General features: G+C 60.5%; 19 protein-coding genes and 1 tRNA gene. 10 read left to right on the forward strand and 10 right to left on the reverse strand.

The window, feature by feature from the left end:
* The first annotated feature begins 2 nt into the window (after positions 1-2).
* The 8 genes from ACODSP_RS03300 to ACODSP_RS03335 all read left to right on the forward strand — a co-directional run bounded on the left by ACODSP_RS03300 (position 3) and on the right by ACODSP_RS03335 (position 7,892).
* Positions 3-3,716: a hypothetical protein gene (locus ACODSP_RS03300; RefSeq protein WP_488964204.1), complete on the forward strand. Its 3,714-nt coding sequence runs from the start codon at positions 3-5 to the stop codon at positions 3,714-3,716.
* Positions 3,706-4,359: a hypothetical protein gene (locus ACODSP_RS03305; RefSeq protein WP_488964205.1), complete on the forward strand. Its 654-nt coding sequence runs from the start codon at positions 3,706-3,708 to the stop codon at positions 4,357-4,359. Before ACODSP_RS03300 ends, ACODSP_RS03305 begins: the two co-directional genes overlap by 11 nt.
* Positions 4,356-6,293: a hypothetical protein gene (locus ACODSP_RS03310; RefSeq protein WP_488964206.1), complete on the forward strand. Its 1,938-nt coding sequence runs from the start codon at positions 4,356-4,358 to the stop codon at positions 6,291-6,293. The genes ACODSP_RS03305 and ACODSP_RS03310 overlap by 4 nt, the downstream gene beginning before the upstream one ends.
* Positions 6,294-6,302: 9 nt before the next feature.
* On the forward strand, positions 6,303-6,734 hold the full coding sequence (locus ACODSP_RS03315; RefSeq protein WP_488964207.1) for a tail fiber assembly protein: 432 nt from the start codon (positions 6,303-6,305) through the stop codon (positions 6,732-6,734).
* A 13-nt stretch (positions 6,735-6,747) separates the two neighbouring features.
* A complete protein-coding gene (locus ACODSP_RS03320) occupies positions 6,748-6,987 on the forward strand; it encodes a hypothetical protein (protein WP_488964208.1) in 240 nt (79 codons plus the stop codon).
* Positions 6,988-6,992: 5 nt separating this feature from the next.
* Positions 6,993-7,571, forward strand: a complete 579-nt coding sequence (locus tag ACODSP_RS03325; RefSeq protein WP_488964209.1) for a glycosyl hydrolase 108 family protein — start codon at positions 6,993-6,995, stop codon at positions 7,569-7,571.
* A complete protein-coding gene (locus ACODSP_RS03330; RefSeq protein ID WP_488964210.1) occupies positions 7,568-7,723 on the forward strand; it encodes a hypothetical protein in 156 nt (51 codons plus the stop codon). The genes ACODSP_RS03325 and ACODSP_RS03330 overlap by 4 nt, the downstream gene beginning before the upstream one ends.
* Positions 7,724-7,808: 85 nt before the next feature.
* Positions 7,809-7,892, forward strand: a tRNA-Leu gene (locus tag ACODSP_RS03335).
* A gap of 546 nt (positions 7,893-8,438) precedes the next feature.
* On the opposite strand, the gene ACODSP_RS03340 is transcribed toward ACODSP_RS03335, so the two are convergent.
* Positions 8,439-8,849: a hypothetical protein gene (locus ACODSP_RS03340; RefSeq protein WP_488964211.1), complete on the reverse strand. Its 411-nt coding sequence runs from the start codon at positions 8,847-8,849 to the stop codon at positions 8,439-8,441.
* A 290-nt stretch (positions 8,850-9,139) separates the two neighbouring features.
* Between ACODSP_RS03340 and ACODSP_RS03345 the strand changes: the two genes are divergently transcribed.
* Positions 9,140-9,484, forward strand: coding sequence for a helix-turn-helix domain-containing protein (locus ACODSP_RS03345; RefSeq protein WP_488964212.1), 345 nt, complete (start codon positions 9,140-9,142; stop codon positions 9,482-9,484).
* A gap of 20 nt (positions 9,485-9,504) precedes the next feature.
* Here ACODSP_RS03345 and ACODSP_RS03350 read toward each other — a convergent pair whose 3' ends face one another.
* From ACODSP_RS03350 to ACODSP_RS03385, 8 genes are all read right to left on the reverse strand, one after another.
* A complete protein-coding gene (locus ACODSP_RS03350; protein ID WP_488964213.1) occupies positions 9,505-12,738 on the reverse strand; it encodes a type I restriction endonuclease subunit R in 3,234 nt (1,077 codons plus the stop codon).
* Between the two features lie 120 nt (positions 12,739-12,858).
* Positions 12,859-14,469: a restriction endonuclease subunit S gene (locus tag ACODSP_RS03355; protein WP_488964214.1), complete on the reverse strand. Its 1,611-nt coding sequence runs from the start codon at positions 14,467-14,469 to the stop codon at positions 12,859-12,861.
* Entirely contained in the window at positions 14,466-14,876 is a 411-nt protein-coding gene (locus tag ACODSP_RS03360; protein ID WP_488964215.1) for a nucleotidyltransferase substrate binding protein, read from the reverse strand. Before ACODSP_RS03360 ends, ACODSP_RS03355 begins: the two co-directional genes overlap by 4 nt.
* Positions 14,860-16,767 (reverse strand): class I SAM-dependent DNA methyltransferase, encoded by a 1,908-nt coding sequence (locus tag ACODSP_RS03365; protein WP_488964216.1) that lies wholly within the window; start codon positions 16,765-16,767, stop codon positions 14,860-14,862. The genes ACODSP_RS03360 and ACODSP_RS03365 overlap by 17 nt, the downstream gene beginning before the upstream one ends.
* Positions 16,768-17,035: 268 nt before the next feature.
* The gene (locus tag ACODSP_RS03370) at positions 17,036-17,713 is read right to left on the reverse strand and encodes a recombinase family protein (RefSeq protein ID WP_488964217.1); all 678 of its coding nucleotides are present in this window, start codon (positions 17,711-17,713) and stop codon (positions 17,036-17,038) included.
* A gap of 91 nt (positions 17,714-17,804) precedes the next feature.
* Positions 17,805-19,043 carry a reverse transcriptase domain-containing protein gene (locus ACODSP_RS03375; protein ID WP_488964218.1) on the reverse strand — a complete coding sequence of 413 codons (1,239 nt, stop codon included), beginning with the start codon at positions 19,041-19,043 and terminating at the stop codon, positions 17,805-17,807.
* Between the two features lie 6 nt (positions 19,044-19,049).
* Positions 19,050-19,238: a helix-turn-helix transcriptional regulator gene (locus ACODSP_RS03380; RefSeq protein WP_488964219.1), complete on the reverse strand. Its 189-nt coding sequence runs from the start codon at positions 19,236-19,238 to the stop codon at positions 19,050-19,052.
* Between the two features lie 317 nt (positions 19,239-19,555).
* Positions 19,556-20,761: a tyrosine-type recombinase/integrase gene (locus tag ACODSP_RS03385; RefSeq protein ID WP_488964220.1), complete on the reverse strand. Its 1,206-nt coding sequence runs from the start codon at positions 20,759-20,761 to the stop codon at positions 19,556-19,558.
* A gap of 383 nt (positions 20,762-21,144) precedes the next feature.
* On the opposite strand from ACODSP_RS03385, the gene ACODSP_RS03390 reads away from it, so the two are divergent.
* Positions 21,145-21,996 (forward strand): class I SAM-dependent methyltransferase, encoded by an 852-nt coding sequence (locus tag ACODSP_RS03390; RefSeq protein ID WP_488964221.1) that lies wholly within the window; start codon positions 21,145-21,147, stop codon positions 21,994-21,996.
* A gap of 246 nt (positions 21,997-22,242) precedes the next feature.
* Here ACODSP_RS03390 and ACODSP_RS03395 read toward each other — a convergent pair.
* On the reverse strand, positions 22,243-22,568 hold a 326-nt coding region (locus ACODSP_RS03395; protein WP_488964222.1), incomplete at its 5' end, for a hypothetical protein.

The raw sequence follows: 22,568 nt of genomic DNA on the forward strand, positions 1-22,568 counted from the left end.
CCATGGCCATTGAGAACACGGCCAGCCAGATCGCGCATCTGGGTGACGGGGTAACAAGGGTTTTCCCCACCGGATGGCCCATCCTGGACGGTGTGACCGTCGTGGAAGAGGATCTAGCCAGCGGGGTGCTGACCACCTTGACGGAAGGCGTGCATTACACCTGGCAGAGCCTGACGGTGAATGCGCAGGTGACGGCGGTGACGGCGCCGGTGACGGGCAAATGTTGGCACCTGTTGCGCGACACGCAGCCGGTGCAGCCGGTCAAGCTGCCCAATGAGGGTAAGCTGCCCACCAAGCGCGTGGAAAGCAGCATGGATCGCGGGGCGATGGCCACGCAGGAGCTGCGGCGCGAACAGGCCCGTTCCCTGTCCGCGCCGATCACCGAGGCGGCGCTGTCTGCATTGCCGCGCGCGGCAGCCCGCGCCGGGCGCCTTCTGGCCTTTGACGAGGGCGGGCAGCCGGCGGCCAGCCCCGTCACCATGGAACAGATCGCCCAGATCATCGACGGCGCCTATGTGGGGACCAGCATCGCCGCCGGTTACAAATGGGTGGCGGATGGCATGGCGCAGGATTTCGACCTGCCCGACGAATGGTCACACATGAGCGCCAGCACCAGCCTGTTGCTGGCATTCGACAGCCAGTCGGTGCCATTCGACCGGTATACGATTGGCGGTGGCGTGCTTCATACCGCGATGGTGCCGGCCAAGGGAACGGAGATCATCGGTCGGAATAATCTGGCGATTGACAGCCGATACGCGGTGGAAGCGGAGGCTGCGGCGAGGGCCGCGTTACAGTACCGTGATGAAGCGGAAACCGCCCTGGCCAGCACGATCACAGCGCGCGATGCGGCGGCGGGGAGTGCGGGGGCGGCGGCGGCGGATCGGGTGCAGACGGGCGCGGACAAGGCCAGCGTGGCGACGGCCAAGGCGCAGGTGGAGGCGCTGGTTGGGTCCGCCGGCACGGGCACGGCCACGGGGCTGGTCTGGCCGGCGGCGGCGAAATCGCTGATCACGGAGGCTGATGTAGTGGCCGTCGGCATCTATTCGGCGTCGATGGACAGCGATGGCGGCGCGTGGCGGCGGCGGCCCTTTGGAAGCTGGTATTGGGAGACGCTCGGCACAACCACGCGCGGGGCGAAGCGGGAATTCCCAAAGGAGGCGGGGTGGATTGCGCGGGCTAACAGTTTCACGATCTACGACCTTAACGACCTGGACGCCAGTGGCGTGCCGAAGATGTGGATGGTGTTCAACGCGGGTGTCGGTTGGGCGATCCCATCGACCGGCGGCGTGACAATCAAGACCGTCCACGCACTGAATGGCCGCCTGTATATCGGCTTCGACAGTGGCACCGACGGCGTGCTGGTGCTTGTCGATTTCGTGCGTGATGTCCGGCACCAGATTTACACGGATACGGTCGCGTATGCCCGCAGCACAATAGCGCTGCGCAACGCCGCCGGCGTCAACGGGGGTGCAGGATCAACCGGACTTAACGGCGGACTGGTATCTGGGCGCGTCGCGCACGTCCATGCCCGTGTCTACCCCGGTGCGCCGCTGGACAGTGCGGGTCTGCCGATCCCGACTGTCGCCGTGGCGACGGCGGGCGGGGTGTCGGTGATCCATCCGTGGGGGGCGGTGTATCATGTGACGGACGCTCGCGGCGCAAAACTGGTGCACCTTTCCAGCGATTGCAGACTTGCCTACACCCTTGCCTCGGCGGGTTACGCATTGCTGTTTGGTAGATTGCCCTATGCCACCGTGACGGTGGGGGCGTGGCTTGACTATTTCGTTGAGGCCGTCAACGGCGCACTCAAGCTCAATCAAGGGGCCGCAGGGTCTTTGGCAAGCGCTCTTTCGCGGCTCGGCACTGCCTATGCAGTGGCGAATTCAACGGGATTGACGTTCCACGAGCCGGATTTTGGAAACCCCGCCAACGGCATGGTTGCTTACACCGCAATCAACTACGCCACCGGCTGGCAGCCCGGCGATATCCGGGGGGCGCTGCTCTGCGACACCACGACGGGTAGCATTACCGGCTCCGGCGAGTTGGTGACGAACGGGGATTTCAGCGGCGGTACGACGGGCTGGACGGCCAATAGCAGCACTACCGCTGTAGTTTCTGGCGAGCTTGAAATCACATCGACAGGGTTGGTTGGTCCGGGCGCGTATCAGGATATTCCGACCGTGATCGGTCAGACTTATCTGGTGAGGTGCATTGCACGTCGAGGCACATCAACAATTGATGTCGCACTGGCTGCGGCGAGTGCTGGTCAGCCAAACGTTGCGGTCACTTATAGCGGGACAACAAACGCCCCATTGATGTTGCAGTTTACTGCGACAGCCACGAACAGCCGTATCTTATTGTACGCTGCCGGCACCCCTGCGGCTGGTCAGACGGTATATTTCGACAACGTCTCCGTCCGCCTCGCCCTGCCTGACCGCAGCTACAAGGGCAAGGGACTGGTGGTCAACGGCACGCTGTCCCGCACGGCGCTGCCCTGTGGTCTGTCGGCGGTTTCTGGCTACAGCGCGGCCAGCTACTTGGAACAGCCGTATAACCCGGACCTCGATTACGGCACCGGGGATTGGTCATTCAAAATCTGGATTGATGGGCTCTCGGCGTCCGCCACGATCTTCGAGCGGGCGGCCTATGCGGGTGCTTACAGCGGTCCGGGCATCCGTCTGATTGCCGATGGGGCGGGTGCTGTCTTTCTGTCGGTTTCGGACGATGGATGGGCCAGCGCCGACACCGTGTCGGGCACCACAATATCGGGGTGGACCCAGGTCATTGCCTGCCGGCGCGGGGCTAACTATGAGCTGTGGCAGAATGGCGCCAGGGTTGGCGTAACCCCCGTCAACAACGCCAATCTCTCGCTGTCCAATGCGTCTGCAACCCTGCGCCTCGGCCTACGGCTGTCGGGGGCGGGCGCCCTGCTGCACTCAATGGTCATGGCGGCGCCCGCCGCTTACGCACCCACCACCGCACAAATCCGCAAGATGTACGAAGACGAGCGGGCGCTGATCGTTGGCGGGGCGGCGGCGACCCTGGGCGGCACGTCCAACAATGTCACGTCCCTGGCGACCAATGACAGCAACGGTACCCTGGCCGTGGGCACCGGCGACGGTGTGTCGGTCGTCGCTGGCCTGGGTCGAGTGCAGTACCTGGATGGGGCCAGCGGCGGGGCAGCGATTGGTAATGACGCGATCACGGCCCTGTCGGCCAGCGGGCCGCATCTGATGATCGGCACCAGCGCCAATGCCGGTCTGATCAGCGATGCGGTCAATGCGCGCGACAGGCTGTCGCCCGCCGGCCCTGTGCGGGCCGTCAGTGCCGCTGATCCGGCGGTTGTCACGGCCCGTGGGGTGACTACCGATGCCACCCCCACCGACCTGTCGCCCCGCATCTACATCGGGCCAAGGGAGGGCGTGACCGTCCTTCTGACCATCAAGGCCAAGGCTTACGGCCATACCGCCACCCACCGGGGCACCTTTATCCGAGCGGGCGATGTATTGCTCGCTGGCGACGGCACCAACGCGGCAACCGTAACCACAGTGGTGCCGGACATCAAAAGCTCAGCGGGCATGGACGCGACAATCGCCTTCGACAGCGCGTCCGCAACCTTGGTTGTCCGGGTAACGGGTATCGCGGCCACCCGCATGACCTGGACCGCCCGCATCGTCATTACCCGCAACAGCGAGGATCAGACCTATGCAGCGTAGCGCAGACATTGGCACGGGCCTGTATGGCGGCGGCCTGTATCTGGCCAGATGGACAATCGTGGACGGCTATCCGCGCTGTCCGCTGTCCCCTCTCATCATGGCCAATACGGACGCGGTGACGGCTGCGGCAGCTATTGCCGTAAACCGGGCGGTCGCCACGATTGCCGCCCGTGCGGAGGCGGTGGAGGCAGCGGGCCTGTTGTCGGTGCGCGAACCGCCGCCGGAGCTGGTGATGGCCGCCGGTCCCAACGGAGAGGCGTTGGAGATTGCCAATCCCGACTATGCCCAATGGGTGGCGGCGGGCGCGCTTGTGGCGGATGCCGCCGGCGATGATGACCTGCAGCATCTATTGCGCACCCGCGCGGGGACCCTGACGGAAGATGAAGCCCCTTGGACCCTCGCCTTGCCGCCCGTCCCGGACATGAACCCGCTGACCCAGACTGCCGATTGGGACGGCGCGGCATGGGCAATCCGCGCCCTGACGGAGGAAGAGGTGGCCATCTGGCCCCTGCGCGCTCCGGCGCCGACACCCGAGGTTTCGCGTGAACAGTTCCTGTCTTTCATGGCGGGGCAGCTTGCCCTGACGGAAGCCGATATCACCATCCTCCGGCAGGCGGCCGGACTTCAGGAGGCTGCGCAATGAGAAAGCCAGGCCGAGTACGTCAGTTTGATGCGCTGGAATTCCATGGCGCCGAATATCTCAACGGTAATGGGGTGGCGGACAACAGGGATGCCTTTAACGACCTGATCCAGTACTGCGTCACCAAGAAGCGGCAATTCATCCTGTCCGCCCCGGAGCCGGATGCCGCGTCGGAGTTTGTCGGCTACTTCTGCTCAGGCCCCATCGGGCCGCAGAACAATTGGGAGCAGTTCCAGATCATCGGTCGCGGTAGCGGGGTCTGTGAGCGCGACGACCAAAGCCGAGCGGGTGTGCGCCTGATCTTCGACGGGACGGATGGCATCCGTATCCCGTTGGGCAGCAACAAGCATGACCAGCTCCGGGTGGAGGGTCTTGCCATCCACAATAAGGGCGCGCTCGGTGCCATTCCGACAGGCATCTTCATTGATATCAACGAAGACAGACAGTTCAACTACCCAAACATGTGGAGTGTCCGGGGATTGTCGCTGGCAAACTGGACCAACGCCACGGCGTTGGTGCGGCGGCCAGGTGTCAAGCCCATCGATCCGCATGGCTTCCTAGGCCGGATGCTGTTCGCCGACATTCACACTGACCGGTGCGAAAACAGCCTGTACGGGGAAGGCGTCTACACAAACCTTATGAAATGGTTCAACTGCCGTTTCCACAATGGTGGCGGCAGTTATTGGGTGAATTCCGGCGGTATGCCGAAATGGGACAATTGCCATTGGGAAGCGGCCCCACGCGGGGTGATGCGTATCGGTGCCTATACCTACGAATTGGAAGCCCACTTCCACGATTGCGAGACGGAGAGCTGCGGCACCAACATTGCCACCACGCCCCTTGGAAAACTGCATATCGATAGCTGGGTGCAGTTTGATCCAGGCGCGCAGGCCCGTTCAATCTCGATCATCTGGACCGGTCACACGCGGGTGCCTGGTATATTTGAAGCACCTCCCAAGTTCGATACCCGCGTCCGTATCTCGAACTATTCGGATAACAAGGCGACCGTTGACGCGCGCGGCGTGCACATCCTGACCCCGGCCACCGTTGATTGGCAGGGTGGCACGGTGACGGACGAAACCAGGTGGTACACCAAGCCCGTGGCAGCGACAGGTGGTGCAGGCGCCGCCCGGACATCTGTGGCCCAGCCGTTGGGTGGTCATCGGTTGTTTGACCAAGCTGCCGTGCCTGCCCGCCCAACGGGGGCGTGGCCCTATATCGAATGTGAAGGCGGCACCGTCTTCTCTGGCCAGAATATTCGCCGCACACCGGATTGCACCGCAGAAAAGCAGGTGTTCGTGTTGTCCTTCGTGGCCAGCATGGTGCGCAATGTGTCGAAGCCGGCAGACCCCGGCGAAATCAAGATTGGTGGCGTCACCAAATACTGGTTCCCGGAGACCTATCATTCCCAGGATGCGGAGTGCGAAGTCGTTGTGGCCATCCGCGCCGATCAATCCGGCCCCGATGCCCGCACCCTTGACGGGCTGGCCATCGCGCCAGTCGGTACCACGGGCAAACTTTCCCTTGGTTACGGATCGTGGCATCCGGTCACCGAAACCGTGGTGGAAGGCGTCAAGCAGGCATCGGCCCTGTCCTGCCTGACCATCGGTCACCCCACCGGTTACAGCTTGCCGTATCTCGCAACGGTGCCAGCAAGCGCCTCGCACACGGTGACGGTACGCGGTTCGCCGGACAAACCCGTCACCATGCTTATGGATGCACGGGTGGACACGGCGCGCGGTGCGCGGGGCCTGTTCAGCTTTACCGGCAGAACCGGGGCGACCGGCACCAAGGATCAAGCCGTCATTCACCCGGCCACCACCGGCAGCGGCATCACCTTTACCGCCCAGGACGGCGCCGACGCTGACCTTGGCCAGCTGGTGATTGCCAACTCCAACGGCACCGACTGTCTGGTGCATGTCGAAATCAAGCTGTAGGGGCGGACCATGGGATACATCGACATCGCCACGGGCGAGATTATCGACATTGCGGCAATCCGTGAAAGGGGCGCCGGCATCATCGGTACAGTGACCGCCGAAAGTCTGGGCATCGCCCCCATTGCCGATGGCACGCCGCCGGACGTGCCGCGTCACCATGATCTGGTGCGGGGCGCGCCGGCAGAACATGAGGGGCAGTGGCAATGGACATGGACAGTGGTGCCCCATCCCCCCGAACGGGTGGCCGCCGACATCGCCGCCGCATGGACCCGCATCCGCCGGCAGCGTGACCAGCACTTGGCGGACAGCGATTGGACGGCACTGCCATCCACGCCAATGGCCGATGAATTGCGGGCGACCTGGCAGACCTACCGCCAGGCGCTGCGGGATATCACGCTCCAGCCCGATCCCTTCGACATCACTTGGCCCACCGCCCCATAAGGAGCCCCACAACGTGGACGCTGCAAATATCATTGCCCTTGCCGGCCTGGCCGTGACGGTCGCCGGCCTACTGGCCACTTCACACCAGGTGCTGCATCGCCGGATTTCCACCTTGCGTGACGAGATCGCCAGGATCTACATGCCGCGCGAAACGGCTGATCTGCGCCTCACCCACATGGAGGAAAAGCTTTCCGAAATCCATGATGATGTCCGGCAGCTGTTGGGGCGCCGGCCATCCGCATCGGCGGAGTGACGGCGATGACCGAACATGAGCTGATCACAGACATCATGACGGCGGAGGGGTGGCCAAAGTTCACAAACCACCCCGCAGACCGGGGCGGCCCGACAAAGGGCGGCATCACCCTGGCCACTCTGTCCGCATGGCGGCGCCGCCCCGTGACGGCTGCTGACGTGGAGGCCCTGCAAGAGGCGGAGGTACGCGACATCTATACCCACCGCTATGTGCGCGGCCCGAAATTCGACCAGATCGCAGACCCCGCCCTGCGCCTGTCAGTGATCGATGCCGGCGTATTGATGGGCCAGCCCACCGCCGCGCGACTGCTGCAACAGGCCGTTGGAGTAACGGCAGACGGCATTATCGGCCCCCGCACCTTGGCTGCGGTCAATGCCCGTGCGGCGAATGTCATTCGCCTGCGCTTCACCGCCGCCCGTGTTCGCGCCAATGGCGCCACCGTGCAGGCCAACGCCAATGCCCGCGCAGCGGGCCACCCCACCAAGGACCAGGCCTTGTTCATCGCCGGATGGTTAGACCGCGCAATGAAGGACATCGATGACCTCGCGGACACCCTGGACCGCGTAAAAGGGGGTAAAGCATGAGCAAGCTGTTGAGTGGTGGCCAGCTGGCCGGAAAGAAGCGGTACGTCCTTGCCGGCGTCGCCGTCGTGACGGCGGTGGCAAGCTATCTGGTGGGGGATGCCAGCCTTCTGGACGTGGCCCGCACGGTCGCGTCTGCGCTGCTGGGCGGGTAGTTCTCACCATCGCGTTCGGGGCCGCCACCCCAACGCATCGCCCTTAGGTATTCAGCGCACACCTAGCGCACATACATTCCGTTAAGTAGTTGATATTAAACAATAAAGACAACACTCAAAATCTGTTGCCCGCAAGGGCGTGTTGGTTCGAGTCCGACCGGGGGCACCAATCTTCTCAAGGCGTTAGCGCCTGTGGCCTCTATGTGCCTCTTATCTCTCAGTTATCCAGGTTGCTGATAGGTGGCAATTGCCATCGGGTTCCATAGGGTCTGTGTGCAATTAATGGCACCGCCAACGGCCCTTGGGGTCTATGGTGCAATTGCCGTAACAGCCTCAGAGACCACAGGGACCGATTCGCTGTTGGTTGGCGAGACGTAAGGTTCGTCTGAAGTCTGGGGGTATCGGTGGCGATATCCGTGCCCATCATTGAGGTGTCGCTACGTCTCATGTTGGGTGCCGATGTAGGTTCGCAACGGGCCTGGAATAGCATTCCCTTTTGTGAAATCTCATGTCCTGAAACAGAATCATGATTCTGAAATATTGACTCTGTTTCAGTGAATTGTGAAATGTCCCGGTGTCGAAAAGTGTGTTTTGAGACATCGCGTCCATGTCCCTTCGGACATGCTCCATGTCCAGGGACGTGCCCATGAAACGCCACCATACGCTCGCCGACGGTTCATGGGCTTGGCACCTCCCTTAGCGGGGAGCAATGATCCTATGGATCAAAGCGGCTGTAGTCGCTGCATTTGACGCCACCAAGACTTGCCTCCCGGAAGTTCTTACCCCCGCTGGTGACGGCTACGATATCGACGATTCGGACTTTGGTTTTGGGCGTCGCGGCACCATGCTCCTTCAACGTGGTGCAAATGGACATCGCATATCCGTACCGCTTGGTTCCGTCGTCCAGAACACCAACCTGCCACTGCACGGCGGCGTCGGGGTCGAAGAGAATGTCCTTCACCTTGGCCCAGGACTTGATAGCCCTGAGGGCGCTGTCCTCATCGGCGTATGCAGGGCCGGCGAGTAGAGACGCCGCCAGCACCCAACAACCCAGAAATGCCTTTATCCAAACTCGCGTCCAATGCGCTTTCATGACGTCGAGATTCCTTCTGTTGTCTTTGGTCATCCCCCGGTGGCGGTGCTGTTCACGCAACGATCCAGGTCGCTGCAATCGGCTCGGGGGCCGACCGTTCGCTTCCGTAGTTTCGTGCCATCACCCACCCCGAGTGAGCGGTGCCACAGCCGGTGCTGTGGGCATTCCTGAGGGCCACGGTTGGTGCCGCGCCCCCAGCGCTCGCCCGTATCGTTGTACTGGGTCGGTCGCGGAGTCACTATTTATTTTCGTGCAATTAACTGCATACGCAATTCCACATCATGGAGCCGGGGCGGTCCTGACCTGACAATCCGGGGCTGATCATGAACTTGAAAACTCACCTCGGCCTAAAGGTCAAATCCGCCCGTCAGCGCCAAGGACTGACGCAGGAGCAACTTGCCGAACGCATCGACAAGGCGGTTGAAACGATCTCGAACATCGAGCGCGGCCACGCCCTCACGGGCCTGGATACGCTGGAGAAGATCGCGGGGGTGGTTGGGGAGCCGCTGGTCTACTTCTTCACGGACGCAGGGGATACACGCCCCGTGAGCCGTCGGCGGCTGGATGCGGAAGAGAAGATACGGAGCTTAAGCCGCACGCTCGGCGATGATGACTTGGTGCTTGCCGCGTCGCTGCTGGAGTGTCTGGCGGATCACCAGAAGCGGTGAGCAGGTCACCGGTCTTTTACTCACCGCGACCATTCCGCAGAAAGTGCCTCCGCCTGCCGCAGAACCGTCTGCACCGCCGCGTCTTGAAGATCAGGCGGGTACCCGTACTTCCGAAGAATCCGCTTCACCAGCACCCGCATCCGCGCACGGGCACTTTCACGGTGTGACCAATCGACCGTGATGTTCCCTTTGAGGCTGACAAGCAGGTCGTGGGCGATCACCTTCAGGGCCTCATTGCCCATCACCTGGACGGCATTCTCGTTCTCGGCCAGCGCGTCATAGAAGGCGATTTCGTCCAGCGACAAGCCTTCATCCTGCCCCCTGCGCTGGGCCGCGCGGACCTCCTTCGCAAGCTCGATCAACTCCTGCAACACCTCCACGGTGCTGATCGCGTTGGTGTGATAACGCGCGATGGCGGCTTCCAGCCGTTCGGAGAAGCGTTTGGTTTCGACGACGTTGGTCCGGCTGCGGGAACGGATTTCGTCGTTCAGCAGCTTCCGCAGGGCTTCCAGCGCAAGGTTCTTCTTCTCAAGCTGTTGAACCTCGGCAAGGAACTCATCCGACAGGATGGAGATATCGGGGGTCGTGATGCCGGCTGCCGCGAGAATGTCCACGATCTCCGTTGAAACCACCGCCCGATCCAGGATTTGCTGAATGGCGAACTCACGATCCGTGGCACCGCGTCCCCCGCCATCGGCAGACTTGACCAGGGCTGCCCTGACTGTCTGGAAGAAGCCGACCTCGTCGCGGATGTCGCGAGCCTCGTCACTCGCGGACGCCAAGGCGAAGGCTTTGGAAAGTGCGAGTACGGCGTCCTGATACCGCCGGTTCTCCCGCCGCTTGCCTTCCTCTGTGGCTTCCTTCGCCGCCGCTTCATGCTGACGGGTCAAAATCCACTCAATGGCCTCGGCCAACACGATCAGACGTTCCTGCGGTGTCCCGGCCAACCCCCGCTCATAATCGAAGCCATGATACATGGCCTGTACGACGCCATGCTTCTCGACCAAGACTTCGACAGCTTCCTTTTCGTTAATGCCGGTCTGGCGCTGGTCTGATCCCGAATATTGGCCAAGGGCGTTTTTCAGGTTCTGGGCGACGCCGATATAGTCCACGACAAGGCCGGCGGGTTTATCCCGGAAGACCCGGTTCACGCGGGCGATGGCCTGCATCAGGCCATGGCCCTTCATCGGCTTGTCGATATACATCGTGTGCATCGACGGCGCGTCAAAACCGGTCAGCCACATATCCCGCACGATGACGAGCTTCAGCGCGTCTCTCGGGTCCTTCGCGCGCTTGGCCAGCAGGTCACGCCGCGCCTTGGTCCCGATATGGGGCTGCCAGTCCTGCGGATCGGCGGCGGACCCGGTCATGACGATCTTGACCTTGCCCGCCGCATCATCGTCACTGTGCCAATCGGGGCGAAGCGCGATGATCTGCTTATAGAGCGCCACACAGATGCGGCGGCTCATACAGACCACCATGGCCTTGCCATCCATGGCCGCGACGCGATCCTCAAAATGGCGGACAAGATCGGCGGCCACCATGGCAAGCCGCTTTTCCGACCCCACCAGCGCCTCGACGGTCGCCCATCGTTGTTTGATCTTTTCCTGCTCCGTGACGGCTTCGTCTTCGGTCAGTTCCTCGATCTCGGTGTCGATTGTTGCCTTCTCCGCCTCGGGAAGTTCGATCCGGGCGAGGCGGCTTTCGTAATAGATCGGGACGGTGGCCCCATCTTCCACCGCCCGGCTGATGTCATAGACATCGATATACTCGCCAAACACGGCGGGCGTGTTCACGTCGTCCTTTTCGATGGGCGTGCCGGTGAAGCCGATGAAGGAGGCGTTGGGCAGGGCGTCGCGCAGGTATTTGGCGAAGCCATAGGCGATCTCGCCGGTCTTCTGTTCGATCTTTGCCTTGAAGCCATATTGGCTGCGGTGCGCCTCATCGGCGATCACCACGATGTTCCGGCGGTCGGACAGCATCGGGTAGGTTCCGCTGCCCGTCAGGGGCGAGAATTTCTGGATGGTGGTGAAGATCACCCCACCCGATGCCCGGCTGAGGGCCGATTGCAGATCATCGCGGCTGTCGGCCTGGATCGGCGTCTGCCGGATCAGATCACGGCACATGGAGAAGGTGCCGAAAAGCTGATCATCCAGGTCGTTGCGGTCGGTGATGACGACAATGGTCGGGTTCTCAAGCGCCGGATGGCGCACCAATTGCCCGGCATAGAACGCCATCAGCAGGCTTTTGCCCGACCCTTGCGTGTGCCAGATCACCCCGATGCGCTTGTCCCCGCGCGGATGGTCGGCAACGCTGGGCAGGCCGAATGCCGCCGGCTCCTCCCGCAACCCGCCAAACGCATAGGCGGGTTCCGCCACCGTCCCGGCGTTCAGCGCCAGGGCGCGCACCGTGGAATCGATGGCGCGCTTGACGGCATGGAACTGATGGTAGCCGGCAATGATCTTGGCGATACCGGAACCCGTTTCGCCGAACACCGTGAAATCATGCAGCAGGTCCAACAGACGGCGGCGCTCAAAAACCCCGTCGATCAGCACGCTGAGTTCCGGCTGCCCCTTGGTGGCGACCACCTTGCCATCGGTGGTGCGCCAGGGCATGAAACGTTCCTGGTCCGCCGTCAGGGAGCCGACGCGCGCCATGATGCCGTCGGATGTCACCAGAACGGCATTGGTGCGGAACAGTGCTGGAATTTGCGCCTTATAGGTCTGAAGCTGGTTATAGGCCCCCGCCAAGGTGGCATTCTCACTGCCAGGCGCTTTCAGCTCAATCACCGCCAGCGGCAGGCCATTGACGAAGATGACGATATCGGGGCGTCGGTGAGTGCTGCCCTCAATCACCGTGAACTGGCCGGTCGCCAGCCAGTCATTGGCCGTCACATCGTTGAAATCAATCAGCCGGACCTTGTCGCCCCGGATCGTGCCATCCTCGGCGTAGAACTCAACATCGACACCTTCGACCAGCAGCTTGTGCAGGCGGCGATTCTCTTCGATCAGGGATGGCTTTTCGGTGGCCATCACCTTGCGCAGGGCATCACCCCGCGCCTCTGCCGGGATTGCGGGGTTCAACCGTTCGATGGCCGCCGTCAGACGCTTGACCAACATGACATCGGCATAGGCGTCCCGTTCAGGTGTCTTGCCGTCGGGGCCGATCTCGGCATCCGTGGCGGTCGCGTAGCCGAGGCTGGCGAGTTGGTCGAGGACGAGTTGTTCAAGTACGGCTTCGGAAAGATAGGCCATCAACCTTCTCCCGCCACAGTGCGGCGTGTTTGTGGATCATCCATGCACGACAAAACACCTTGTTGATCACCAAAGCGGGTTTCATGATCAGCAAACCGTTTTTTCGTGCATGGTGGATGATCAGAATAGAGAACCGGGTTCATCAGCCTCCCCGACCAGCTTCTCGGCGTCCTTGACGCGAACCTCGCCCGACATGAGCTTTGGCAACAGGAAGTCGCGGGTGGCGGCGAGGGTCTGCGTTTCTGCATCGTTCGCAGCTATACGTGCGAACATCGGGTCAATCATGCTACCCAGCCCCGCCCAGAGTGCATCATCTTTGGGCTTAAACAAGGGATAGGCGGACACAGCATCGTTTGATGCCCGTTGCCTTCCTGATGTTCCAGTCATGCTTCGAATGGCATGTGCTCGAAACAACGGGTCACGGGCCACTAGGTAGGCGAGAGGCTTCGGAATCGGATGGCGTGACCGCAGCACGATAAACTCAGTTGAGCCCCAAGCCACCTCTCCATCGGCAAGACCTTGAACGAAAGCAGTCTTACCGTTTTCCAGGCAAGGCGTGATCCGTGCCAACAGAGCATCGCCATTTCGAAAGCGCATGCCAGAGCCAAACTCTCGAAGAATATATGGTGCTGGATTTGGGCCAACTGTTGGAACCGAGGCCATGTCAATATATGGTGCTATGCTGCCACGCGCTAATGGCTCCGGAGGGTTTACTTCCATCAACGAAGCTAGCGACACGCATTGCCACCCTTCCGGTTTTCCCTCGTCGTCGAGGCGGTCAGGGAAGAGGGACCAGATGTCCGGGGCGAGGTAGGGCGCGCGGCCCTCCATCTTGGCGCGGGTGGGGCCGAAATCGACGAACCAGTCCTTGAAGATCGCCCGCGCCATCGCCTCCAGCGTCTCGTTCATCCGCCGGTTCAACTCGATCTTGTCGTCGAGGGTGCCGAGGATTGCGGCAATAGCTTCCTGCTCTGACGGCTTGGGAAAAGTTGCTGGGAGTGGATGCACAAAATTTCGGTTCAATGACGGCTGAGCACTTCCTGAATTCAATCCAGCGAGATCAAATGTCGCTAGAAAATAATATACAAATCTTGCGTTGTTTCCTTTGAAGTCTTTCACATAAAGACAGGTGTTGAGTGGCCAGAAATCTTCCGCGATATAGCAGACTGTACCAGCCGAGGCTCCGCTTCTGCCAACGGTGACCCCAGGGCCTTTGCATGCCGCTTCAGAATGGCGACCAGTGACTCCAAATGATCCCATGATGGGCACATTTCCGGCTGTGCGACTTTTTGTTGGCAAGTCGATGCCGCGCTGTAAAGTAATCAGATCTCCGATAGTCCCTTTGATCCACGGCTCTTCTGCTTTTTGGTTATAAACAGGATTGGTGGCCCGATTTTTCATTGTTAGCTTGTCGTTGATTTTCTTCACCACAACCCGATCCCGCCGGATAATCTCCTTGAACCCATCGCCCAACCCGGCCCATTCGACCACATCCACCTTATAGGGCAGGTCGGATTCTGCGAAATCCTCACCCAACGCCGCCCGGACGTTGGGCACCAAAGGCTGGTCGCCCAGGATGACCAAATCCAGGTCGGAATAATCCTTGGCGGTCCAGGTAGCGCGGGAGCCGAAGGCCCAGACCTCCCGATCTGGCACATGGTGGGCCAGGATGTCGCGCACGATGGCCCAATGGTCGGGGCGGATATCGATCGTGGGAACGGTATCGCTCATGCCAACCGGTCTCGTAGCCGGTCGCGTAGATAGCGAGCTTCTTCGAGAAAGCCGGGAATGCCGGCAACAACCGTCAGCGCCACGGCCTCGTCATAGGTATGGCTGGTCCGGGACCGCATGTCCCGATACTGGCGCCAGCGGGGCCAGTCACCCAGCAGCAACCCTTGTTCGTTGCCGGTGCGGATCACATCCTGAAAGGCCATCTGGTCCAGCAGTTCCGGCGTGGCCGCCGTATATTCAAGATAGCGTTTCAGCATTTTGTGGCTGAGTTCATAGGTAAATTCGAACCGCTGGACCAGACCGTCGCGGATAAGGTCGTTGCTGGTGTCGGCCTGATAGGCGGCAATCGCCGCTTCCAGACGCCGGATGGCATTTTCCAGGGGTAGGATATCAGGCTTGCCGTCCATCACCATCCTCCGGCATCGGGAAACCAAGGCGGCGCAGATTGGCGCGGATGCTGGCGTCCAGGCTTGCCGCCTGCTTCTGCTGGTCCTCCAGGGTGGCGACCAGTTGCGCCATTCGCACCGCGAACGGCACATCATCGGCCTCCTCCTCCGCCGCCCCCACATACCGCCCCGGTGTCAGCACATAGCCGTTGGCCTTGATGTCTTCCAGGCTGGCCGATTTGCAGAAGCCCGGCACATCCTCGTAGGTGCCGGCGTCGCTCTCGCCCCGCCAGGCATGATAGGCGCGGGTGATCTTGTTGATATCCGCGTCGGAGAACTCCTTGCGCGTGCGGTCCACCATATGGCCCAGCTTGCGGGCGTCGATGAACAGCACCTCGCCCCGCCGGTCGCGCAGCTTGGCATTGCGGGCAAGGCCATTGGATTTATCCCGCGCCAGGAACCAGAGGCAGACGGGAATCTGGGTGGAATAGAAAAGCTGCCCCGGCAAGGCCACCATGCAATCCACCACGCCCGGCGCGCCGTTCGCCCCCTCGATCAGCGCGCGGCGAATCTCACCCTCGCCATTCTGGGTCGATGACATGGAGCCATTGGCCAGCACCACGCCCGCCACCCCCGCCGGTGACAAGTGGTGGACGATGTGCTGCACCCAGGCAAAGTTGGCATTGCCGGCGGGCGGGGTGCCGTATTTCCACCGCACATCCTCGCGCAGGCGGTCGCCCCCCCAATCGGAAATATTGAAGGGCGGGTTGGCCAGGATGAAATCGGCCTTCAGGTCGCGCAGCTCATCCTTATGAAAGCTGCCTTCGCTGTTCCATTTGATGTCCGCATCAATGCCGCGCACCGCAAGGTTCATCTTGGCTAACCGCCACGTCGTGTAGTTCGATTCCTGCCCATAGACGGCGATGTCGCCGATGCGCCCTCCATGCAGCTCCACGAACTTTTCCGACTGCACGAACATGCCGCCCGACCCGCAGCACGGATCATAGACACGGCCCTTGAAGGGCTCGATCATCTCGACCATTACGCGCACGACGGATCGGGGTGTGTAGAACTCCCCGCCGCGCTTGCCCTCCGACCCGGCGAACTGACCCAGGAAATATTCGTAGACACGGCCCAGAACGTCGCGGGCCTCGCCCTTCTGACTGCCCAGCGCGATGCCGGAAATCAGGTCGATCAACTCCCCCAGCATCACGGCGTTCAGCGCAGGGCGGGCATAATCCTTGGGCAGCACGCCCTTAAGGTTTTCGTTATCCTTCTCGATGGCGATCATCGCCTCGTCGATCAGCTTGCCGATGGTCGGCTGTTTGGCATTCGCCTGAAGATGCGACCAACGGGCCGCCGGGGGGACCCAGAACACGTTATCGGCGGCGTACTCGTCGCGGTCCTCCGCGCCCTCGGGGTAATCGGCCAGAAGCTCGTTCCGCTTGGCCTCGAAGCTGTCGGAGATGTGCTTCAGGAAAATCAGGCCCAGTGCGACATGCTTGTAATCCGACGGCTCCATATTGCCGCGCAGCTTGTCTGCCGCCTTGAACAGTTCTGCCTCAAAGCCCAGATCGCCCCCATTCCGGTCCGTGCGGGGCGGTTTGGCGGGGGCGGTCTCGCGTTCAGGTGCGGGCCGGCTGGGAACCGTTGGTGTGCCGTCGGTCATCGGGAACAGCGTCCTTTCAGCAGATGAATCGGCGGCCCCGACAACGCTCACGGACCCACCACGACCACGACCGGGAACGACGGCACCTTGGGCGACAAGCTCATCCTTCACGTTATTGTATACGACCTCATCCCACCGCAGAGCCTCGCGCAAGCGCCCGTTTCCGGCAGAACCACCGAGTTCCGCCAACGCAGCCAGAAACCGTTCCTTGCGCACATTCCCATCCATATTGCTCTGCCTCACTCATACCGCCGGAACTTGGTGCCCTATTGTTTCGTCGGCATTCAGCCAGACAAACGCCGTCTTGCACAACAGTGCGATCATGCCTCCGGAGAGGTAACGGTTGAGTCCGTTCAGCGTCAATCGGTTATGGCGTGTCTCGGGGCTGGTAAGGCAACGGTGATCATGACTTCACGATGGGTGCCCCGTCGGCGATGTCGAACGACCGGTGCGGCCAGTGCAATTGATTGCACAGAATGCCCCCCGGTCCCCTGTAAGAAACCCATCCTGGTCAGGGCTCAACATTGGTGTCTCCCTTCATCGCCAGCGTGCGAACCGATGCTGGATGCCACTGGCCGCCACGGGGGGCGCTGATACCCCGTCGGTTCAATATCTCCGCAATGCCTGTCCAAGAGGTGACGCCGGTCGCCTGTATCTGGCGGATCAGGGGGAGGGTGTTGCGGGCAAACAGGCTGGCCTGTGCCTGCCGCTGCTTCAGCGATTCCGTTCTGGCCTGATCCAGGTTCCGGCGGTTCCCCAAGGCCACGCCGCGTGCCTTTGCGGATGCCAGCGCCTCGCGGGTCCGCGCGCTGATCTTCCGTGCCTCCTCCTCCGCCATGGCGGCGTAGACATGGAGCATGAACCGGTCGGCCTGTGGCATGTCAGCCGCGATAAAGTCGATGCCGCCCTCCATCAGGCCGGAGACGAAGGCCACGCTCCGGGCCAGCCGGTCCAGCTTTGCAATCACCAACGTGGCCCGGTGCTTTCGGCATGCCCCCTTGGCAAGGGCCAACTGTGGCCGGTCGCACCGCCGCCCGCTCTCCACCTCCGTGAAGCTTTCGACAAGCTGGTGGTCGCCGTTACGCAGAAAATCGGCGACCGCGCGCTGCTGCGCCTCCAGGCCAAGGCCGCTCCGGCCCTGGCGCTCGGTGGATACTCTGTAATAGGCGATGAAGCGCTTCGGTTCCATGTGTCGAACTTTTGTAAATGTTGGTTTATAAACAATAAGTGGGTTTGGCTTCGATTTACAATATAGCTGCATAATTCTGAGATATTATTTCTCATTCTTTTAACTTGAACCTAAGTCTGTGGCCCTCATTTTTCATTAAAACTCCTTTAATATTTGCCAGCCGCCCACAGCAAATTTTGATGTGGTCATTGATGTGCGGCCAATTTGCAAAGGAGTTAGTCCATCCATTGACATATTTTACAATTCTAGATGCCGCCTTTCGAAGAGACTTCTTGCTGTGAACGGACTTCAATAGCTTGATTCGCAGACGTCCGAATTTCCCGTTGAATTTGGCAAAATTTTCGTCATCTGGTCTTGCTACGTACTTCCCTTCCTTCAATTCGAGGATATGTCCGAGGAACCGGACTGGAATCTTCGGATTAAAACGGACTGGCTTTTTTGGCGTCAGCGGCCCGGCTGGATATCCGGTTAAGGCACTCCCCAAAGCTTGAAACATCGACTCTGCTTCTTCCGGGGTTTTGGCCATCAGCAAAAAGTTATCAGCGTAAGTGACGATTACCCCTTTCGTTTGCACTTGGCTGAGAACCGATTTCAGCAGAATGTCCGCGACCAAGGGAGAAACAGACGACCCTTGAGGAATCCCCAACCGAGCCTCTGTAATGGCTCCGGCGATAGCGCCGTCCAAAAACTCCTTGCCAACCCACTCCGCGATATTCCCTGGAATGAGGTTTAGTTCCTTAGAGACAACAACTCTGTTAGTGACGTCCGGGGGGAGGGGGAGGAGATTTGTGCCCCCCACTCCACCAAGGCTCGGATAGCAATCCGCTATGTCTACTTCACATCCGTACTGGTGGCCGGATTGCAGAGCGTCGGAGACGGTGGCAATCGCGGCGCGGACACCTCCTTTCGTGGCAAACTGGTTCTTATCGAGCTCGGCGAAGGGCTCCAATGCTCTGGACACCAACCGTTGAAGCGCTCGGTTCTGAAAGCCGAAGGCCATGGTGATTCGGAGGTCATCCGATCCATTGGTCTTCAACTGGTAGTTTACCCTCACCTTCTCACCCGACCCCTGCCAAGCGCAGAGCTTTCTGGCGATAATGGGAAGGTCCTTACGAGCGGGCCGTTTGCCGTGCTCACAGGATTGGAAGGTCTTCCGGACTGCAATCAGACGGGCCGCGAAGGATTGAAGATAGCGCCCCTGAGCATATCGGGCCTTCCTCTTCTGACCTTTTGCAAGAGCAGCAACCATGGCGTCGTACAGCTTCTGTTCGTGCGCTTCGATTGCCTTCCAGCAAAAGCCAGATTTTCCCTTCGTTGAGCCCGTCATCATGTGGCCTCAGACGCTCGTGCTGGTCTTAAGGTTCGCAGCCGCCCAGTCGTTGAGATCAACGAGGCGGTAGCGGACGCGGCGGCCCATCTTGCAGAAGCGGGGGCCGATGCCGAGGCTGCGCCACTTCTCCAGCGTCTTGTAAGAAAGCAGCAGATGACTGGCGGCCTGCTGGCAAGTCAGATAAGCGGTACTCATCACAATGCTACACTCCTTCAAAATCGGGAGCGTGCATCCGCCAATCTTCCCAAAGAGGACAGGCGAATACACGCAATCCCTGTGGGTTGCGTCGTTTCACCAGCACGCCCTCCTTGGCTTCGCTGACCCTTGCTGTTGGGCAAAGGATTTAGATATCCACCTCTGAGGTGGGACGAGGACTTTGTGGGGTCTCGTCGGGAGCAAGATAACTACAGGGTGTGCGGGAGAGTCAAGCATTTTCTTCGGGTTCTTTGAATAAATTTTTCATGCCCAGAAGTACCAAATCTTTATGTCGTGGACATATCCAAATCGAAGAGTTAGCGCGTTGCAATTAATTGCACTGTCTCAGTACTCTCAATTCCTAGAAGCTCCGTGAATTGATCGTCTACAAGGTCGTTCGCTTTGACCAAAGCTTCGTCGAAGGGGTGAAGGTACCGCTGGGTGGTCTGCATGTTCTTATGACCAAGCATATTTTGCAAAGTGTAGCCACCAAGATGATTCTTTGCCCCCCAACTTCCACGGTTGTGCCGCAGGTCATGAAGACGAAGTTTTGTCAGGCCGGTAGCCTCCCTCAGCCTTACCCATGCGTGGGACAGGGTATCCGCCGACATGGGGCGATTCTGATTTCGGAAGGACGGGAATATATAAGGAGTGCAAGCTTCCTTCGGTATCGATGACAACAGCGCTACGGCTCCACGCCCCAGAGTGTGTGAACGCTGCCCGGTCTTACTGTCGGGAAGCCGGATGACACTGTGTTCAAGGTCAACATATTCCCATTTCAGCGAGATGACCTCCCCACGCCGACAGCCAGTGAAAAGCAGTAGCAGCAAGGCATTGGCGATTGCCCTGGACTCATCCTGGGACTGCATCGCCCTCAAAGCTTCCCCAAGCACACGCATCTGTTCGGAGGATAAGACGGTACCCCGCTTTGTCTCCGGGTATCTCTCAATATCCGGGCAGAAGTTGCTACCCTTCGGAATCAAGCCCCAACCGATAGACTTGGTCAGCATGCTGCTGAGGACGGCAAGCATGCGGTTGGCCTCGTAGGGGGTCGCTGACAGCTTATGATGCAGGGCCTCGACCTCGCTGCGGGCGAGGTTCTGGAGCTTGAGCTTTCCCCATCTTGGTTCGATGATCCGCTCAAGGACACGGGCGTATTCCCGCGCTGTGCTGGGTTTGCGATGCGCTGTCAGCCACTCCCGGAAGCGCTGACACGCTTCCGCCACGGTGGGGGCTGCCTTCTGTTCCGCAAGCCTAGTGGCGGGGTCGCCACCGGCTGCCACGTCTGCTGCGGCCTGACGGGCCATGTCCCGGGCCTTCGGTGTAGCGACGATCCCATGATTGCCCAACCGGTACTTCCGGGCCTGTCCATCTCGCGTCCGATACCAGTAGAAATAAACCTTCTTCCCCTTTGGCGTCACCTTGACGAAGAAGCCAGGAACCTCTGTGTCATAAACAGAATAGTCCTTGGCTTCGGGCTGAAGGCCGTTGACGAAAGTTGGTGTAAGCTTCTGGGGCGGCATGATGGCATCCTTTTAGGTTGCACCTAGGTTGCAATGACAAGAGTGTAAGGTCAAGCCGGGGTACGGAAGAAAGGGTTTGGTGCAATTAATTGCACTGGAAATCTTTGATTTTAGGGCACGGGCGGGAGTAGTCGGGATTACTACGTGAAACTCAAAATCTGTTGCCCGCAAGGGCGTGTTGGTTCGAGTCCGACCGGGGGCACCAATTTTCTCACCCGACATCTCTCATGTGAGCGCCATTGGTGGGGCCAATCCGGTACCCGGCACATGGTCCTGTCATGGATAGGCCGAACGGCCTCTTGGCCTCGGGCCCCATCATGGTTAGCGTGTCGCCACCCGGATGCCGGGTCGGCATCCGTGCTTCTGTCGCGGAAGGAACGCTCATGATCTCCAAGAAGACGGTGCCGCTGCTGCTGGCCGCCGCCCTTTCCCTGCCTTTGTTGCCGGCCCAGGCCGCCGATGCACCCGCTACGCAGCTGGCCGCTGCCCCCGTGCGGGACCTGCTGGCCCCGATTCTGGCCGGTGATCACCGCTCCGACACCAATAAGGCGCGCGACCAGTGGCGCCATCCGGTGGAGACGCTGGAATTCTTCGGGGTCGAACCGGGGATGAGTGTCGTGGAGATCTGGCCGGGCGGCGGCTGGTACACAGAGGTGCTGGGCCCGCTCCTGAACGCCAATGGCCGCTATATCGCTGCGGGGTCTGATCCCAATGGCGCATCAGCCGGCGCCCTGGCCGGTATCCAGCGTTTCAAGGACAAGCTGGCGGCCCGTCCCGATCTTTACGCCAATACCCAGGTGGCGGCGTTCGGACCCAAGGCGCTGGATTTCGTACCCGCCGGTTCCGTTGACCGTGTCCTGACCTTCCGCAATGTCCATAACTGGATGGGGGCGGGCTGGGCCGAGGATGCGTTCAAGGCCATGTTCAAGGCGCTGAAGCCCGGCGGCGTGCTGGGTGTCGTCGAACACCGTGCCAATAAGGATCAGCCGCAGGACCCCAAGGCCCCGAACGGCTATGTGCGCGAGGATTATGTGATCAAGCTGGCGACCGATGCCGGCTTCAAGCTGGTGGCGACGTCGGAGATCAACTCCAACCCGCGCGATACGAAGGATTACGCCAAGGGCGTCTGGACCCTGCCGCCGACCCTGACCATGAAGGATCAGGATCGCGACAAATATCTGGCCATCGGCGAAAGCGATCGCATGACATTGCGCTTTGTGAAACCGGCCAACTGAGGCCCCTTTTCAAAAGCCCCCGGACGTCGCAGTCCGGGGGCTTTGTTTTGCACGCTATATATAGGGTCGATGGCCCCAGGGTTTGTGGCGTTCTGGGTTCATTTCAGAAAAGTGACATATGTCTGCAGAAAGTTGTTGCGTTGTTGTGTTTGGGTGTCCTATACCCCGGCTCCCGCAGCGAGGCGGCCCTGGTGGTTGTGGCGGTGCGGACGGTTCTTGGTGGTGTAAGCCACTGACATTGTTGGACTAAGACATCATTGCAAGGCGGACTTCGGTTCGCTTCTGTTGGTTGGTTTCGCTTCTGTCTTTTGGGTTTTGCCGGTTCGCTGGTGACGCTGAAAAAAAGAGGGGGCGGTAAAAAAACCGGTTGACAGGGTTTGGTGGAGCGACTAGAAAGCGCCCCACCGACGCGCCGGACACGCTCTGGCGGCGATGGTGAAACGATCCCTGAAATGGCTGGCGCTGATGCGTTGGTTGTTGAAGGCCCGGGTTTAGAGCCGGGTGATGATGTATCGTTTGGTTCTTTGACAAGTGAATCTGTTGAGAAGGGATGCGCAGGCGGCGGATCTTGA

The organism is Niveispirillum sp. FG156 (assembly GCF_057809555.1).

What these genes read in the sequence shown, in the direction of transcription:
- ACODSP_RS03375 (WP_488964218.1), bottom strand. Translation starts at nt 19,043, where the DNA reads ATGATGACGGGCTCAACGAAGGGAAAATCTGGCTTTTGCTGGAAGGCA.
- ACODSP_RS03385 (WP_488964220.1), bottom strand. Translation starts at nt 20,761, where the DNA reads ATGCCGCCCCAGAAGCTTACACCAACTTTCGTCAACGGCCTTCAGCCC.
- ACODSP_RS03300 (WP_488964204.1), top strand. Translation starts at nt 3, where the DNA reads ATGGCCATTGAGAACACGGCCAGCCAGATCGCGCATCTGGGTGACGGG.
- ACODSP_RS03310 (WP_488964206.1), top strand. Translation starts at nt 4,356, where the DNA reads ATGAGAAAGCCAGGCCGAGTACGTCAGTTTGATGCGCTGGAATTCCAT.
- ACODSP_RS03360 (WP_488964215.1), bottom strand. Translation starts at nt 14,876, where the DNA reads ATGGACGGCAAGCCTGATATCCTACCCCTGGAAAATGCCATCCGGCGT.
- ACODSP_RS03325 (WP_488964209.1), top strand. Translation starts at nt 6,993, where the DNA reads ATGACCGAACATGAGCTGATCACAGACATCATGACGGCGGAGGGGTGG.
- ACODSP_RS03315 (WP_488964207.1), top strand. Translation starts at nt 6,303, where the DNA reads ATGGGATACATCGACATCGCCACGGGCGAGATTATCGACATTGCGGCA.
- ACODSP_RS03370 (WP_488964217.1), bottom strand. Translation starts at nt 17,713, where the DNA reads ATGGAACCGAAGCGCTTCATCGCCTATTACAGAGTATCCACCGAGCGC.
- ACODSP_RS03390 (WP_488964221.1), top strand. Translation starts at nt 21,145, where the DNA reads ATGATCTCCAAGAAGACGGTGCCGCTGCTGCTGGCCGCCGCCCTTTCC.
- ACODSP_RS03350 (WP_488964213.1), bottom strand. Translation starts at nt 12,738, where the DNA reads ATGGCCTATCTTTCCGAAGCCGTACTTGAACAACTCGTCCTCGACCAA.
- ACODSP_RS03355 (WP_488964214.1), bottom strand. Translation starts at nt 14,469, where the DNA reads ATGAGCGATACCGTTCCCACGATCGATATCCGCCCCGACCATTGGGCC.
- ACODSP_RS03305 (WP_488964205.1), top strand. Translation starts at nt 3,706, where the DNA reads ATGCAGCGTAGCGCAGACATTGGCACGGGCCTGTATGGCGGCGGCCTG.
- ACODSP_RS03340 (WP_488964211.1), bottom strand. Translation starts at nt 8,849, where the DNA reads ATGACCAAAGACAACAGAAGGAATCTCGACGTCATGAAAGCGCATTGG.
- ACODSP_RS03380 (WP_488964219.1), bottom strand. Translation starts at nt 19,238, where the DNA reads ATGAGTACCGCTTATCTGACTTGCCAGCAGGCCGCCAGTCATCTGCTG.
- ACODSP_RS03345 (WP_488964212.1), top strand. Translation starts at nt 9,140, where the DNA reads ATGAACTTGAAAACTCACCTCGGCCTAAAGGTCAAATCCGCCCGTCAG.
- ACODSP_RS03330 (WP_488964210.1), top strand. Translation starts at nt 7,568, where the DNA reads ATGAGCAAGCTGTTGAGTGGTGGCCAGCTGGCCGGAAAGAAGCGGTAC.